The organism is Microterricola viridarii (assembly GCF_900104895.1).
In the GTDB taxonomy this organism is placed as follows: domain Bacteria; phylum Actinomycetota; class Actinomycetes; order Actinomycetales; family Microbacteriaceae; genus Microterricola; species Microterricola viridarii.
The window spans coordinates 780,690-796,608 of the sequence record NZ_LT629742.1; the positions used below are offsets into that span (position 1 = coordinate 780,690).

Below are 15,919 nucleotides of genomic sequence, written 5' to 3' on the forward strand. Positions count from 1 at the left end.
AGCGGGTGCTGGCGGGCCTACTCGACCAGCGGGTGGGGGACCGTCACCGGCCGGGCCGCGCCTACCGCTTGTTGCGGGGCGGCCGGTTGCGCGTCGTGGTGCCGGAGGCCGGGGCGATCGGCTTGCGCTGCACCGGGCGCACGGGGCGCACTGGCTCGCCGCGGCGGTCCTGGCCGGGGACCGGGCGCGAGCGGCGTCCGTAGATCAGCTCGCTGGAGTCCAGCAGCCACGGCACCAGAGCAATCGTCACGCCGTGCACCAGCATCAGTTTCTGCCGCACCCGGCGCGCCTTGTGGTTGTGCAGCAGCCCCTCCCACCAGTGCCCGACGATGTACTGCGGCATGTAGATCGTGGTCACCTCGGAGCCGTGCTCCTCCCGCCGCGACTTCACGTACTGGATCAACGGGTGGCTGATGTCGCGGTACGGCGAGCTGATCACCCGCAGCGGCACCTGGATGTTCATGCGCACCCAGTCCTTCTTCAACTGCCTGGTCTGCTCGTCGTCGATCGAGACGTGCACCGCCTCCAGCGACTCGTGCCGCGCGGCGATCGCATAGTCGAGGGCCTTGAGCACGGGCTTCTGCATGTTGCCGACGAGCACGATGGCGTGGTCGCCCTGCGAGCCGAACATCGTGGTCGGATCCACCTCGATCTCCCGCGCCACGTCGCGGTAGTAGCGATTCACGCCGAGCATCAGCAGGAACAGCACCGGCATCATCAGGAAGACGAGCCAGGCGCCGTGGGTGAACTTGGTGATGGTCACGACCAGCAGCACCACCGCGGTCATCACGGCGCCGAGCGCATTGATGGTGAGGCCGCGCCAGATGGCGCCGCGGTCCGGTTTCGGTTGTTTCAGTGCGCGCAGCCAGTGCACCACCATGCCGGTCTGGCCGAGGGTGAACGAGACGAAGACGCCGATGATGTAGAGCTGGATCAGCACGGTGAGGTTCGCCTGGAACACGGCGAGGATGACGATCGCCGCCAGCGCCAGTAGCAGCACGCCGTTCGAGTAGATTAGGCGGTCGCCGCGGGTGCTCAGCGACTTCGGCGCGTAGCCGTCCTTGGCGAGCACCGAGCCGAGCAGTGGGAAGCCGTTGAAGGCCGTGTTGGCGGCGAGCAGCAGCACGAGTGCGGTGGCGGCCTGGATGATGAAGAACAGGATCGTGTTGTTGCCGAAGGTCGCGGCGGCCACCTGCGCCATCAGGCTGCGCTGCGGCTTGGTCTCGCAGTCGACGAAGCCGATCAGATTGCAGGCACTCTCGGCGTAATGCACCTGGGTGATCAGGGCGAGGGTGGTGAGGCCGGCGAACAGCGCGATCGCGATGCCGCCCATCAACACGAGCGTGCGCTGGGCGTTCTTGATCTTGGGCGCCCGGAACGCCGGCACGCCGTTCGAGATGGCCTCCACGCCGGTGAGCGCACTGCATCCGCTGGCGAAGGAGCGCAGCAGCAGCAGGATGACGGCGGCCTGGGTCAGCTGCTCGGCCTGCACGGCATAGCCGGCCGACTCGGCGACCGGGGCATCGCCGAGCAGGGTGCGGGCGAGGCCAACGACGATCATCAACGCGACACTGCTGATGAAGAGGTAGGTGGGGATGGCGAACGCCTTGCTCGACTCGCTGACACCGCGCAGGTTGACCGCGGCGAGGATGATGACGAAGACGACCGCCAGCTCGACGCGGAACGGGTTGAGCTCTGGAATGGCCGAGATGATGTTGTCGACGCCGGAGGCCACCGAGACGACGACGGTCATGACGTAGTCGACGAGCAGGGCGGATGCCACGACGAGGCCGGACTTCTCGCCGAGGTTGCGGCTGGCCACCTCGTAGTCGCCGCCGCCGGACGGGTACGCCTTGATCAGCTGGCGGTAGCTGGCGACGACGGTGACGAGCAGCACGACGACGGCGAGGGCCACCCAGGGGGCGAAGCTGAGGAAGGCGAGGCCACCGATCATCAGGATCATCAGCAGCTCCTGCGGCGCGTACGCCACGGAGGAGAGCGGGTCGCTGGCAAAGATCGGCAGGGCGAGGTGCTTGGGCAGCAGCTGTCCTTCGAGCTTCTCGCTGGGGAGAGGATCCCCGATGATCCAGTGTTTTGCGGAACGCGGTTCCGCAGGTATTGAGGGGAGGTCTTTCGTCACGGCTGGTCAGCCTACGCCTGCGCGCGGGAAAGGCAAGCGGTCCTCACGGAATCCTCACGGTCGCCGGCCCCTGCGGTGATTTCGTGCGTGCGGGGCGGGATCTGCGCCGAACTGAGCGCCGAGCTGAGCGCCGATCTATGCGCTGAGTGCGCGGGCGGCGATGATGTGGCGGTACTCCGAGCCGCTCCGCTTGAGTGTGCGCCGGCCGGACTGGTCCAGGTGCACGAGCCCCGAGCAGCCCTCGGCGCTCTGCACCGCCTCGGCCGTGTCGAGCAGCGAGCAATAGAAGTAGCCCCGCACGTCGACGCCGGTGGCTTCGGCATCCAGCACGGCGCCGAGGTGCGCGCGCAGGAACGCGGTGCGCTCGGCATCGTCCACGACGCCGTCGGGCTCGACGGTGTCGTCGGTGACGGCCCCGTTCTCGGTGACGAACAGCTCGACGTGGGCGGGACCGGTGTACTCGGCCTCGACCTGGACGAGGGTCTCCCGCAGTCCGTCTGGCCGCACCGCCCAGTCGATCGCGGTGAGCGGCGACCACGGCAGCGGGGGCGACGGCATCCGGGTCGGGTCGCCGACGCCGGGGGTGGGCGGCGCGCCCGCCGGCTCGCTCGCGGTCGCGCCGAGGTAGTAGTTGACGCCGAGCAGGTCGATCGGCTGCGCGATCTTCTCGAGGTCGCCGGCGTGCACATGCTGCTGCAGGCGGATGCCGGCGGCATCCTCGAGGAAGTCCTCCGGGTAGCTGGCGCGGAAGATCGGGTCGAGGCTGGCCCGGTTGAACTGGGCGTCGACACGGCGGGCGGCGTCGAGGTCGCCTGCGCTGCGTGGATCGGCCGGCAGTGCGGCGGTCAGGTTCAGCGTCACGCCCAGCCGGATCTCGGAATCCTGCTCGCGCAGCGCCTCGGCAGCCAGGCCATGGGCGAGCAGCCGGTGGTGTGGCGCGGCCGGACCCTCGGCGAGGTCGAGCCCGCCGGGCCCCCACGGTTCGCCCAGCGTCAGCCAGACGGGCACCCGGTCGCCGAGCGCCGCGTGCAGGCCGGACGCATAGTCGGCGAAGCGGTGGGCGGTGTCGCGGTTCGCCCAGCCGCCCCGCTCCGCGAGCGGCTGTGGCAGCTCGCCGCGGTACAGGGTCAGCCAGGGCATGACGCCGGCACTCAGCAGTTCGTCGACCAGCCGCGAGTAGGCGTCGATGTGGCGGGGCTCCGGCGGCCCGCCGCTGGGGCAGACGCGCGCCCACGAGCTGGAGAAGCGGTAGGCCTGCAGGCCGATCTCGCTCATCAGCGCAACGTCGTCGGCCGCGCCGTCGCTCTGCCCGGCGGCGGTCGCCGCGCCGAACAGGAAGTCGGCGGGGAAGTGGCGAGCCGAGCCGGCATCGCCCTGGGGAGCCCGGAGATTGCTCATGCCCTCATTGTTCGCCTGTTCCGGCGATTCGTACACCGCCTGGCTCGGATTGCATGCCCGAGCCGCGCGCTGCTCTGTGCGTTACTCCGCGCCGACGGCGGCGATCACGCGGGAGAGGGTGGTGCGCAGTTCGGCGAGCTCGTCCAGGCTCATGCCGAGGCGGGCGATGATCTGCGGCGGGATCTGCAGCGCCTGCTCGCGGAGGGCCAGGCCGGCATCCGTCAACGACACGTCGAGGGCGCGCTCGTCGTGCGGATTGCGGGCGCGGGTGACGTAGCCGATGCCCTCCAGCCGCTTGAGCAGGGGCGAGAGGGTGGCCGGCTCCAGCTGCAGCGCCTCGCCGAGCTCGCGCACGGTGCGCGGGCTCGCCTGCCAGAGGGCGAGCATCACGAGATACTGCGGGTGGGTGAGGCCGAGCGGCTCGAGGATGGGGCGGTAGGCGCCGATCACGCCGCGCGCGGCCACGGCCAAGCCGAAGCAGACCTGGCTCTCGAGCGCGAGCAGGTCGACGGGGGCCGTCTCATCCTGAGTCTTCGCCGGTGTGCTGCTCACTCGTGTCGCCTGCCTTCGCATCTCCTGTGTGCCTGTCCCCACGGTTTGGGGACCCGGGAATCAGTTAGTACACTAACCATTATGGCACGAAGCAAAAATGACGGCGCGGGCGGAAAGCTCGCAGGGCTCTTCGATCGACTCAACCGGAAGCTCGTGCCCTACATCGGCCCGCCCCCGCTCGGGCCGTACAACGAGACCCCGCCGGCCGTGCCGGCGCCGCGGCTCTGCCCGCTCTGCGGCATCCCGATGGACGAGCACGAGATCGACCGCTCGGGCGAGCGCACCCAGCTGTACTGCCCGCGCCCCGAGTAGCCGCACCCCGCACTTCGCGCGCACTCCGCGCTCGCGCACCTCGCACCTCGCACGCGCACCCCGCACCGCACACCCCGCGCTCGCGCGTCACGCGCACTCTGCGCCACTTCGTCGGGCTCCGCGCCACATCATGTGGCGCGGAGCCCGACGAAGTGGCGCAGGGCGCGTGCCGAGGGTCGCGGTCGGAGGCTGCGGCGACCGCTGCCGCTGCGGCGACCGCTGCCGCTGCGACGACCGCTGCCGCTGCGGCGACCGCTGCCGCTACGGGGCCCGCAGCAGGCCGAGTACCTCCGCGCGCACGGCGTCCAGCCGCTCGCGCAGCACGGTCGCCGCCTCGATCGGCACGTTGGCCCGGGCCGCCTGCGTGCGCAGCTCCGTGCGCATCTCCTGCCGGAACTGGTTCAGCGTCAGCTCGGCGTCGTGCATGGCCCTGGCCGACTCCTGCATCGCCTGCGCGTTCGCTCCCGCTGAAGCCGCGGCCTTCGCCGACTCCGTCTTGCCGGCCTGCTTGGCGCTCCGCGCGGCGCTCGCCAGATCGGCGCGGAGGCTCCGCATTGCGTCGTTGACTCCGGCCCGCACCTCGTCGGCGATGCGTCGCACCGAGTCAGTCATCGCCTCCTCGATCGAGTCGAGCTCGCCGCGGCGGGCCTCCAGTTCGGCCCGGCCGGCATCCGTGATCGAGTAGGTCGTCTTGCGCCCGTCGGTCTCCTTGCTGACCAGCCCCTCCTCCTCGAGCTTGGCCAGGCGCGGGTAGATCGTGCCGGCGCTCGGGATGTAGCTGCCGCCGAAGCGGTCGCTCAGAGCCTGGATCAGCTCGTAGCCGTGCCGCGGCTGCTCGGCGAGGAGGGCGAGCAGGTACAGTCGCAGGCTGCCGTGGGCGAACACCGGCGGGGTCATGCCGACGCCTCGCCGTCGTGGGTGACCGTGAAGCCGGTGTCGGAGTCGGGTGTGGAGGCCCCGTGCCGGCGCACGATCGAGATGTTGCCGGAGACCGAGTTCGCCTGCAGGTCGAGCCAGCTGCCGGAGAGCTCGCCGATGACGCGCTCGAAGCCCTTGCCGAGGGTGCCCTTGAAGTTGGTGTCGTCGAGGAAGACGGTGCCGGCGACCGTGTTCACCCGGTAGCGCTCGCCGCGGCCGGCGTCCATGCGCACGGTGAGGTCGCCCGAGACGGTGTTGGTGTTGACCTCCGCCGGGGTTCCGACGACGTCGAGGATCATGTTGCCGGAGACGCCGTCGGCGCTGAATCGGGTGATCGCGCCGCTGGCGACGACATCGCCGGAGACGGTGTTGATGTCGATGCGCCCGGTGTGGTGGCCGACCGAGATCTCGCCGTTGACCGTGTTGACGTCGAGGTCGCCGATCAGGTGGTCGACGACGACGTCGCCGGTCACCGTGCTGAGCTTGGCGTCGGAGACGAAGCCGGAGACGAGCGCGGATGCCGAGACGACGCCGAGCTTGATGGCGACGTCGCGCGGAAGGAGCACGCTCACCTCGGCCTTGGCGCTGCCGGTGAACCCCTTAAACACGTCCAGGAAGTTGTCCCAGCGCAGCTGGGGGTGGTCGATCTCGAGGCGGTCGCCGTCGATCTCCACCCTGAGCTCCTTGCCGGTCACCGAGTTCACCTCGACGCGGGCGCCGGGCTCGTCGTGGGCGAGCACGTCGATCTTTCCGCCGATCATGCCGACCTTGAGTTTGCGCACGAGTTCCAGGTCGATGACCTTGCTGTCGCCGGGCTGAATGAGCCACTTCTCGATTGCCATTGCGTTCTCCTTGTGTGGGCGGCGGGTGCCGAACCGGTGCACACGCGATATATCGCGTGTTACTGAAATTCACGATATATCGCGTTTCCGCGGGCGTCAAGTGAAAGTTGCCGGGAGTTGTTGACATTGACGCAACGTCAACTTCTAGGCTCGAGTCATGCGGAGGTCTTACCGGCATCCGTCTGGGGAACCCGACACGGAAGGGGGGCGCACATGGACTGGTCGATCCAGGAGATCGCCAAGCTGGCCGGCACGACGAGCCGCACGCTGCGGCACTACGACGAGACCGGCCTGCTGGCGCCGAGCCGCGTCGGTGCCAACGGATACCGCCACTACGACCAGGCCGCGCTCGTGCGGCTGCAGCGCATCCTGCTGCTGCGCGAGCTCGGCCTGGGGCTGCCCGCCATCGCCGAGGTGCTCGCCAACGAGCGCGACGAGGGGCAGGCGCTGCGCGGCCACTTGGACTGGCTGCAGCAGGAGCAGCACCGGCTGGCGCGGCAGATCGCCTCGGTGCGGCACACGATTCACACTCTGGAAGAAGGGAAGCAGCTCATGGCTGAGAACATGTTCGACGGCTTCGACAACTCGCAGTACAAAGACGAGGTCGAAGAGCGATGGGGACAGGCGGCGTACGCGACAGGCGACGCCTGGTGGAGCTCGATGAGCGACGCCGAGAAGGGCGACTGGCAGGCGCGGCAGAAGCAACTCGCCGCCGACTGGGCGGCTGCCGCGGCGCGCGGCGTCGACCCGGGCAGCGACGAGGCGCAGGCGCTCGCCCTCCGGCACTTCGAGTGGCTGCGGGGGATCCCGGGCACGCCGGGCGGCGGCACGAGCGGCCCGCCCCGCGACTACCTGCTCGGGCTGGCCGAGATGTACGTGGCCGACGAGCGCTTCGCCGCGAACTACGGCGGCACCACCGGCGCCGAGTTCGTGCGGGCCGCCCTGACCGTCTTCGCCGACCGCCAGCTCTAGCCGCCTGGTTCAGCCCCGGCCGCCCGCGCCCGCTGGCTCGAGGGAGCGTGCGACCGAGGCCACCACCCCGTCGGCTCCGGGGGATTGCCCCCGTGACGGTTCCGCGCGGCCCGCGTAACGTTGCACACGACGGACCGCGGCTCCCGCATGGGTCGCCGCCACAGAGGAGAACGATCATGCGCACCACAGTTCGAGCAGTCACGGCCGCGGCCGGCATCGCCATCGCGGCGCTGGCCCTCAGCGGATGCTCCCTGCTGCCCGCCCACAAGACGACGGACACCGCGACGCTCACCGACTCGGTCAGCACGATCCACTTCGAGGCGAGCAGCGGCAGCATCTCGGTGCACGGCGTGGCGGGAGCCACCGACATCCGCATCGAGCGCGAGATCAACTACTGGGGCAATAAGCGAGAGTTCGGCGCGACGTACGAGGTCGGCAGCGGCGAGCTGCTGCTGAGCGGGTGCGGCAACCGCTGCAGCATCGACTACACGGTCGAACTGCCTATCGGCGTCGACGTGAGCGGGGTCACCGAGAACGGGTCGATCGAATTGGAGGGCGTGAACGACGTCGACGTGGCGACCAGCAACGGCCGCATCTCGCTCGAGGAGGTGGCCGGCAAGGTGGAGGCCTCCACCAGCAACGGTCGGATCGAGGGCAGCGAGCTGAATGGCTCGGGCATCCGGGTCAAGACCTCGAACGGCTCGATCGAGCTGGAACTCGAGAAGGCGCAGAACGTGCGTGCGAACACCTCCAACGGCTCCATCACGGTGCACGTGCCGAGCGGCTCGTTCCAGGTCGAGGCCGAGACATCGCTCGGCTCCAGGAACATCAACATCCCCACCGATCCGAACGGCGACTTCCTGCTCGAGCTCGGCACCTCCAACGGTTCCATCACGGTCCAGCCGCTGGACGCCGGCAACTAGTCGCGTCTCCCCGCTGGTCCAGCACGTCGAGACTCCGCTGGTCGATCCCGTCGAGACTCCGCTGGTCGAGTAGCGAGGAACGAGCGTATCGAGACCTCGTGCGTGGCACGGTTCCGGCTTGGATGCCGGGTCTCGATACGGCCCTGGCGGGCCTACTCGACCAGCGGGGAGGGGCTGTTGGCCGTCCCGCCAGCGGGGAGGGGCCGTTGGCCGTCCTGCCAGCGGGGGAGGTGCTGTCGGCCGTCCTGCCAGCGGGGAGGGGCTGTTGGCCGTCCCGCCAGCGGGGAGCTGCGGTCGGCCGTTCGAGAACTCAGGACCACAGCGCCGCTGGCCTCGCCGACGACGTGTCGTGCCGCTGGTCCTGAGTTTGTGTCTGCCGTGCCCGCGGAACCGCTCGGTCACCGGGCACGGGGCCGGCGCCGTGCCACTATGGTCCCTGTGAGCCGCCCCGACCAGCCCGACGTGCCGCTCATCCTGCCGCGCCTCGAAGGCCCCGCTCTCAGCATGCGGGCGTTTCGGGGCGACGACGTCGATGCCATCCGAGAAGCCGGCCGCGACCGACTGGTCCCGCTGATCACCACGGTGCCGGAAGACGCCGACCAGGAGCAGGCGCTGGCCTTCATCCGACGGCAGCATGATCGGCTGCGACGACGTGCGGGCTACTCCTTCGCCATCGCGGATGCCGACGACGTGGCCATCGGGCAGATCGGCCTCTGGCTGCGCGACGAGCGTCACGGGCGGGCCAGCATCGGCTACTGGCTCCGCCCATCAGCACGCGGGCGCGGCCTTGCCGCCGCCGCCCTCGCGGTGCTCTGCGACTGGGCGTGCACGCTGCCCCAGCTGAACCGCCTCGAGCTCTACGTCGAACCGTGGAACGAGGCATCCTGGCGCACCGCCGAGCGCGCCGGCTTCGTGCGCGAGGGGCTGATGCGCTCGTGGCAGATCGTGGATGGAACGCCGCGAGACATGTACATGTACTCGCTGCTCACGGCCACGCAGCGCTAGCGGGCGGCGCGAAGCTCCGGGTGCCGGTCGGGCACCGCGCGGTAGCCGTCGCGAGCGGCGGTCACCACCGCCGCGATGACGGCCCAGGCGGCGAGGAGTGCGAGTGCGATCATGAGGAGAAGCATGACGAGTGGTTCCTTTCTGTGCGTTGGATTCCGGTGGCAGAGCCCCGGATGCCGCTAACCCGCGGCCGGGTCGAGCACGGGCGCCGCGGCATCCGTGGCCCGCGGCTTGATGGCGAAGAACGGGATGGCCCACTGGCAGAGCGGTCCGACGAGCACGGCGAACGCGGCGGTGCCGAGCCCGACGTTGCCGCCGAGGATCCAGCCGAGCGTGACGACCGTCAGCTCGATGCCGGTGCGCACCTTCCAGATCGCCCAGCCGGTGCGGGCGTTCAGCCCTGTCATCAGCCCGTCGCGCGGGCCGGGGCCGAAATGCGCGCCGATGTACAGCCCGGTCGCGACCGCCAGCACGAGCAGCCCGGCCACGAACAGCAGGATGCGCACCCAGAGGTCGAGCCCGGTCGGGATCAGCGCCAGGCCAATGTCGGCTGCGGGGCCGACGAGCAGGGCGTTCAGCACCGTGCCGATGCCGGGCTTCTGCCGCAACGGGATCCAGACCAACAGCACGACAGCGCTGGTCAGCACGGTGATGAGGCCGAAGCTCAGGCCGGTGTGCTTCGCGATGCCCTGCGTCAGCACGTCCCAGGGGGCGGCGCCGATCTCGCCGCGCACGATGAGCGCGATCCCGATCCCGTAGAGGAACAGGCCGACGAGCAGCTGGGCGAAGCGCAGCGGGAGCCGGCCGGTGACGGGGGGCAGGGAGTGAGTCGAAGAAGCCACCTTGCAATCCAATTGCATAAGTGGCCTTCCCTCCAATAGCCAATTCGCCTAAAGTGGCCTCATGGTCACCGCCTTGTCCACCGTGCTCAGCAGCGGCGCGCGCACCCTCAGCGCCCGTGCCCTGGCCCCGCTGCTCGGCGAGTGGCGGGATGCCGGCCCCGCCTACGGCGCGCTCGCCGACCGCATCCGCCTGCTCGTCATCGACGGCCGCATCCCCGTCGAGACCCGGCTGCCCGCCGAGCGCGAGCTCGCCGAGCACCTCGAGCTCAGCCGCACCACCGTCACCGCCGCCTACCGGCAGCTGCGCGAGCTCGGGTTCCTGCAGAGCGTGCGCGGCTCCGGCAGCATCACCTGCCTGAACGGCAGCCCCGGCATGCTCTCCGTTCCCGGCGACCGCGGCTACCTCGACCTCAGCAAGGCGGCCATGCCGGCGCTGCCCTGGCTCACCGACGCCAGCCGCCGCGCCGTCGACGAGCTGCCGCGCCACCTCGGCGACGCCGGCTACGACCCCGTCGGCATCCCCGAGCTGCGCGCCGCCATCGCCGAGCGCTACACCGCACGCGGGCTGCCCACCCGGCCAGAGCAGATCATGGTCACGATCGGCGCCCAGCACGCCATCGCCCTGCTCTCCCGGGCGCTCATCGGCCGCGGCGACCGCGCCCTGATCGAGCAACCGACCTACCCGCACGCCTACGAGGCGCTGCGGGCCGCCGGCGCGCGGCTGGTGCCGGTGAGCGCCACACCGCAGTCGCCGAGACCGGATGCCGGCGAGCGCGGCGTGGAGACCGCCGGCTTCGAGCAGGCGATCCGGCAGTCCAACCCCGCCATGGGCTACCTCATGCCCGACTTCCACAACCCGACCGGGCGCTCCCTCGACGCCGTCCAGCGGGAGCGGATCCTGGCCGCCGCCGCCAAGCAGGGCACCGTCATCGTGGCCGATGAGACCACGGCCGAACTCGACATCGACCGGCCTGACGCCCCGCTGCCGATGGCCGCCTACGGCGACGCCGTGCTCGTCGGCTCGCTCGGCAAGACGGTGTGGGGCGGCATCCGCATCGGCTGGATCCGCGCCGAGAAGCCGCTGATCCGCAAGCTCATCGGGCTGCGCGCGCCGGGCGACCTGGGCACCCCGATTCTGGAGCAGCTCATCGCGACCGAGCTGCTGCCTGACATGCCGCGCATCCTCGAGTTGCGCAGCGCCCAGCTCCGCGCGGGACGCGACCACCTCGAGCAGCTGCTCGCCGAGCGGTTCCCGCAGTGGACCGTGCCGCACGTGCACGGCGGCCTGGCCACCTGGGTGAACCTCGGCTCCCCGGTCAGCTCGCAGCTCGCCCTCGCCGCCCGCAACCACGGGCTGCTCATCGCGGCCGGGCCGCGCTTCGGCATCGACGGTGCGTTCGAGCGCTTCCTCCGGCTGCCGATCAGCTACTCGGCCGAGGAGACGACGCGGGCCGTCGACGCGCTCGGCCTCGCCTGGGGCTCGCTGCTGCGGCATCCGGTGCCGGATGCCGGCTACCTCGCCGACGTCGTCTAACGCGCGGAAGCCCCGGCCGAACAACACCATCCAGCGGATGACGCCGCGCCCGCCGCGCCCTGCAAGAATGGCGCAATGCACCTTCTCGCTGCGCTCTCCATGAAGAACCGCGCGCTGATCGCACTGACCACGGTGGTCGTGATGATCTTCGGCGGTCTCGCCCTCACCAGCCTCAAGCAGGAGCTCGCGCCGTCGATCGCCTTCCCGCAGCTGGCGATCATGACGACGTACCCCGGCGCATCGCCCGACGTAGTGAACACCGACGTGTCCACGCCGATCGAGACCGCGATCCAGGGCGTCACCGGCCTGGAGTCCACGTCGACCACCAGCGAGACGGGCGTCTCCATCGTCAGCGCCTCCTTCACCTACGGCACCGACATGGCCTTCGCCGAGCAGAAGCTGCTCAGCGCGATCAACCGCATCTCCAGCCAGCTGCCCTCCGGCGCCGAGCCGCAGGTGCTCGCGCTCAGCCTCGACGACTTCCCCGTCATCCAGGTGGCCGTCACCGGCGCGGATGACGTCAGCGCGCTCTCCGACGAGATCTCCCGCACCACCCTGGGCGAGCTGCAGGACATCGACGGCGTGCGCGAGGCGAGCATCGTCGGCAAGGTCGGCCAGCGCGTCACGATCACCCCGAACATGGCCGAGCTCACCGCCCGCGGCATCTCGGTCACCGCCATCACCGACGCCCTCTCGCAGAACGGCGTGCTGCTGCCCGGCGGCACGATCACCGAGGACGACAAGACCTTCTCCGTGCAGACCGGCACGCGCATCACCACCCTCGACGAGCTCGCCGCGCTGCCCGTGCTGGGCGCGACCCAGGCCGCCCCGGTCGACGCCGATGCCTTCCCGGATGCCGACAGCGGCGCGCTCGGCGGCGATGCGGGAGCGCAGGCGCAGGCCCAGGGCCAGGCGCAGGCGCAGGCCGCCGCCCAGGCCGCGCGCACCCCGCTGCCCACGACGATCTCCGACGTGGCGACCGTCGCCCTCGAGAACAACCCGGCCACGAGCATCTCCCGCGTCGACGGCCAGCCGGCGCTGACCATCGCGATCACCAAGCTGCCCGCGGCCAACACCGTCGACGTGTCCAACGCCGTGCGCGACCTGCTGCCGTCGCTGCAGAGCTCGCTGGACACCACGAACCCCGGAGCCACCTTCACGGTCGTCTTCGACCAGGCGCCGTTCATCGAGCAGTCGATCGAGTCGCTCGCCGTCGAGGGCGCGCTCGGCCTCGTCTTCGCCGTGCTCGTCATCCTGCTGTTCCTGCTCTCGGTGCGGGCCACCTTGGTCACCGCGATCTCCATCCCGACCTCGGTGATGATCACCTTCATCGGGCTGCAGGCCGCCGACTACACCCTCAACATCCTCACCCTCGGTGCGCTCACCATCGCGATCGGGCGCGTCGTCGACGACTCCATCGTCGTCATCGAGAACATCAAGCGGCACCTCGTCGCCGGGCCGGACAAGGCCGCGACCATCGTCAGGGCCGTCAAGGAGGTGGCCGGCGCCATCACCGCGTCGACCATCACCACGGTGGCCGTGTTCGTGCCGATTGCGCTCGTCGAGGGCGTCACCGGCGAGCTGTTCCGGCCGTTCTCGCTCACCGTGACGATCGCCCTGCTCGCCTCCCTGCTCGTCTCCCTCACGATCGTGCCGGTGCTCGCCTACTGGCTCCTCAAGCCCTCCGAGGCGCACAAGCACTCGGGCACCTCGACAGAGGCGCTGGCCGAGGAGACCGGCATCGATGAGCTGGAGCACCCCTCCCGCCTGCAGAAGGGCTACCTGCCCATCATCCGCTGGACCCTGAACCACGGCGTCGCCACCCTGCTGGTGGCCGTGCTCATCCTCGGCGGCACCATCGCAATGCTGCCGCTGATGAAGACGAACTTCCTCGGCGACTCCGGCCAGAACACCTTCCAGGTCAGCCAGGAACTGCCAGTCGGCACCAGCCTGGCCGCGCTCGACTCCGCCTCGACCGAGGTCGAGCAGGTACTGCGCGACACCGACGGCGTCGAGATCGTGCAGACCTCGATCGGCGGCGGCACCGGGCTGCGGGCCGTCTTCGGCGGCGGCAGCTCCACCATCACCTACTCGATCACCACCGCCGACGGTGCAGACAACGCGGCGATCCAGGCCGAGGTGCGCACAGAGCTGGACAAGCTGACGGATGTCGGCGACGTGACCATCGCCGCCTCGAGCGGCTTCGGCGCCTCCAGCGACATCGAGGTCGACATCACCGCCTCCAACGCGGCCGACCTCCAGCAGGCGACGGACACCATCGAGTCCGCGCTCAGCAAGCTGGACGCCGTCTCGCAGACCAGCACCAACCTCTCCGAGTCGCGCACCTACATCGCGGTGCAGGTCGACCGCGACGAGGCGGCCGCGGCCGGCTACAGCGAGGTCGCGCTCGGCAGCGTGGTGTCCCAGGCGATGCAGCCGCGCCAGGCCGGCTCGATCGTGATCGACGAGAACACGCTCACCATCTACATCGCCTCGGCGAACCCGCCGAGCACGATCGAGGCGCTGGCCGCGCTCGAGATCCCGACGGTGACGGGGCCGGTGCGCCTGGACTCGCTGGCGAGCGTCGCCCAGGCGGAGGGGCCGGCATCCATCACCACCGTGCGGGGCCTGCGCAGCGCGACCGTCACCGCCACCCCGAACAGCGACGACCTCGGCACCGCCAGCGCCGAGGTCTCCCAGGCTGTCGACGCGGCCGACATCCCGGCCGGCACGACGGCGTCGATCGGCGGCGTGACGGCCGACCAGGCCGACGCCTTCTCGCAGCTCGGCCTGGCGCTGCTCGTGGCGATCCTGATCGTCTACATCGTCATGGTGGCGACGTTCCGCTCGCTGCTGCAGCCGCTGCTGCTGCTCGTGTCCGTGCCGTTCGCGGCGACCGGCGCGATCGCGCTGCAGGTGATCTCCGGTGTGCCGCTCGGCGTCGCCTCGCTGATCGGCGTGCTCATGCTGATCGGCATCGTCGTCACCAACGCCATCGTGCTCGTCGACCTCGTGAACCAGTACCGCGACCGGGGCATGCGTGTGCGCGACGCCCTCGAGCACGGTGCCTCCCGGCGTCTGCGCCCGATCCTGATGACCGCGCTGGCCACGATCTTCGCGCTGCTGCCGATGGCGCTCGGCATCACCGGCCACGGCGGCTTCATCTCGCAGCCGCTCGCGATCGTCGTCATCGGCGGTCTCGTCTCGTCGACCCTGCTGACGCTCGTGGTGCTGCCCGTGCTCTACTCGCTCGTCGAGGGCGGGCGCGAGAAGCGCAGGCTGCGCAAGGCCGAGGCGGATGCCGCGGCCGAGGGCCCCGCCGCGGAGCCGGAGCCGGTCCCCGCCGCCTAGCTGTACTGCCCAGGGACGTTGGTTGAATCGGTGTGACGACTCGCTGTAGTCCTTCGGGAATGAGTGAGGACCTCCTGCTGCAGAGTGGAGCTGCTTAGAAACCAGTTCTGCGAGACCAGGAGGCCCTCATGTCCCACGCTAACGCTGCGCTGACTCCACGCCAAAGGCTGCGCATGGCGCGCCTGATCGTGGACGACCGTTGGCCGATCTCGCAGGCCGCGAGACAGTTCAACTGCTCCTGGCCGACCGCCAAGCGGTGGGCTGAACGTTACGCGGCGATGGGTGAGGACGGCATGCAGGACCGCTCCTCCCGGCCGCACCGGAACCCGAACAGGACCCCGCAGCGGCTGGTGCGGAAGATCGTGCATCTGCGGTGGAAGAAGCGTTTGGGGCCGGTCGCGATCGGCGCGAAAGTGGGCATGCCCGCGTCGACCGTGCACGCCGTGTTGACCCGGTGCCGGCTGAACCGGTTGAGTCACGTCGACAAGCGCACCGGGGAAGTCGTGCGGCGCTACGAGCACGACAAGCCGGGGGCGATGATCCACGTCGACGTGAAGAAGCTCGGCAACATCCCCGATGGCGGCGGCTGGCGTTACCTGGGCAAGCAGCAGGGCGGCAAGAACCGGGCCGCGACCGTTGGCGCGGGCCGGAGCAAGCGCCGGCAGCCGCTGGTCGGGACGGCGTTCGTGCACACCGTCATCGACGACCACTCCCGCGTCGCCTACGCCGAGATCCACGCCGACGAGCAAGCGGTCACCGCCGTGGGTGTGCTCCGCCGGGCCGTGTCCTGGTTCGCCGCCCGAGGCATCACGGTCGAACGGGTCCTCTCCGACAACGGCTCTGCCTACAAGTCCCACCTCTGGCGCGACACCTGCACCGAGTTGAACATCACACCCAAGAAGACCCGCCCCTACCGGCCACAGACCAACGGGAAGATCGAACGCTTCCACCGCACCCTCGCCGACGGCTGGGCATTCTCACGGTTCTACGCGTCCGAGTCAGCCCGCCGGAACGCCCTCCCGGCCTGGCTCCACGAATACAATCACCACAGGCCCCACACGGCCATCGGGAGCAAACCACCCATCAGCCGGTTAACCAACCTTGCTGGGCAGTACACCTAGCCCGCGCCG

14 protein-coding genes are annotated in these 15,919 nt (G+C 70.1%); 7 read left to right on the forward strand and 7 right to left on the reverse strand.

Translation table 11 applies throughout. The annotated features are described in order from the left end of the window. Positions 1-61 precede the first annotated feature (61 nt). The 3 genes from BLT62_RS03610 to BLT62_RS03620 all read right to left on the reverse strand — a co-directional run bounded on the left by BLT62_RS03610 (position 62) and on the right by BLT62_RS03620 (position 4,090). Complete coding sequence (locus BLT62_RS03610; protein ID WP_083362834.1) at positions 62-2,140, reverse strand: APC family permease; 2,079 nt, start codon at positions 2,138-2,140, stop codon at positions 62-64. A 135-nt stretch (positions 2,141-2,275) separates the two neighbouring features. Then, on the reverse strand, positions 2,276-3,538 hold the full coding sequence (locus BLT62_RS03615) for a glycoside hydrolase family 1 protein (protein WP_083365290.1): 1,263 nt from the start codon (positions 3,536-3,538) through the stop codon (positions 2,276-2,278). 81 nt (positions 3,539-3,619) lie between these two features. Continuing rightward, a complete protein-coding gene (locus BLT62_RS03620) occupies positions 3,620-4,090 on the reverse strand; it encodes a MarR family winged helix-turn-helix transcriptional regulator (protein WP_231919330.1) in 471 nt (156 codons plus the stop codon). An 81-nt stretch (positions 4,091-4,171) separates the two neighbouring features. Between BLT62_RS03620 and BLT62_RS03625 the strand changes: the two genes are divergently transcribed. Next, positions 4,172-4,402 (forward strand): hypothetical protein, encoded by a 231-nt coding sequence (locus tag BLT62_RS03625; protein ID WP_083362836.1) that lies wholly within the window; start codon positions 4,172-4,174, stop codon positions 4,400-4,402. A 261-nt stretch (positions 4,403-4,663) separates the two neighbouring features. Here the strand turns inward: BLT62_RS03625 and BLT62_RS03630 are convergent, their stop codons facing one another. Both BLT62_RS03630 and BLT62_RS03635 read right to left on the reverse strand, forming a co-directional pair. Beyond that, positions 4,664-5,299, reverse strand: a complete 636-nt coding sequence (locus tag BLT62_RS03630; RefSeq protein WP_083362837.1) for a PadR family transcriptional regulator — start codon at positions 5,297-5,299, stop codon at positions 4,664-4,666. Further along, a complete protein-coding gene (locus BLT62_RS03635) occupies positions 5,296-6,162 on the reverse strand; it encodes a DUF4097 family beta strand repeat-containing protein (RefSeq protein WP_083362838.1) in 867 nt (288 codons plus the stop codon). The genes BLT62_RS03630 and BLT62_RS03635 overlap by 4 nt, the downstream gene beginning before the upstream one ends. A gap of 213 nt (positions 6,163-6,375) precedes the next feature. On the opposite strand from BLT62_RS03635, the gene BLT62_RS03640 reads away from it, so the two are divergent. From BLT62_RS03640 to BLT62_RS03650, 3 genes are all read left to right on the forward strand, one after another. Then, positions 6,376-7,134 carry a MerR family transcriptional regulator gene (locus tag BLT62_RS03640; RefSeq protein ID WP_083362839.1) on the forward strand — a complete coding sequence of 253 codons (759 nt, stop codon included), beginning with the start codon at positions 6,376-6,378 and terminating at the stop codon, positions 7,132-7,134. Between the two features lie 176 nt (positions 7,135-7,310). Continuing rightward, the gene (locus tag BLT62_RS03645) at positions 7,311-8,057 is read left to right on the forward strand and encodes a DUF4097 family beta strand repeat-containing protein (RefSeq protein WP_083362840.1); all 747 of its coding nucleotides are present in this window, start codon (positions 7,311-7,313) and stop codon (positions 8,055-8,057) included. 438 nt (positions 8,058-8,495) lie between these two features. Beyond that, complete coding sequence (locus BLT62_RS03650) at positions 8,496-9,062, forward strand: GNAT family N-acetyltransferase (RefSeq protein ID WP_231919331.1); 567 nt, start codon at positions 8,496-8,498, stop codon at positions 9,060-9,062. On the opposite strand, the gene BLT62_RS18280 is transcribed toward BLT62_RS03650, so the two are convergent. Then, positions 9,059-9,187 (reverse strand): hypothetical protein, encoded by a 129-nt coding sequence (locus tag BLT62_RS18280; protein ID WP_269457796.1) that lies wholly within the window; start codon positions 9,185-9,187, stop codon positions 9,059-9,061. The two genes, BLT62_RS03650 and BLT62_RS18280, sit on opposite strands and share 4 nt — an antisense overlap. 54 nt (positions 9,188-9,241) lie before the next feature. Next, on the reverse strand, positions 9,242-9,904 hold the full coding sequence (gene yczE / locus BLT62_RS03655; RefSeq protein ID WP_197675162.1) for a membrane protein YczE: 663 nt from the start codon (positions 9,902-9,904) through the stop codon (positions 9,242-9,244). 61 nt (positions 9,905-9,965) lie between these two features. Here yczE and yczR point away from each other — a divergent pair, with 61 nt between their 5' ends. The 3 genes from yczR to BLT62_RS03670 all read left to right on the forward strand — a co-directional run bounded on the left by yczR (position 9,966) and on the right by BLT62_RS03670 (position 15,910). Continuing rightward, the gene (gene yczR, locus BLT62_RS03660; protein WP_083362843.1) at positions 9,966-11,438 is read left to right on the forward strand and encodes a MocR-like transcription factor YczR; all 1,473 of its coding nucleotides are present in this window, start codon (positions 9,966-9,968) and stop codon (positions 11,436-11,438) included. A gap of 75 nt (positions 11,439-11,513) precedes the next feature. Next, entirely contained in the window at positions 11,514-14,789 is a 3,276-nt protein-coding gene (locus BLT62_RS03665) for an efflux RND transporter permease subunit (protein WP_083362844.1), read from the forward strand. 128 nt (positions 14,790-14,917) lie between these two features. Beyond that, complete coding sequence (locus tag BLT62_RS03670) at positions 14,918-15,910, forward strand: IS481 family transposase (RefSeq protein WP_083362845.1); 993 nt, start codon at positions 14,918-14,920, stop codon at positions 15,908-15,910. The last annotated feature ends 9 nt before the right edge of the window (positions 15,911-15,919 follow it).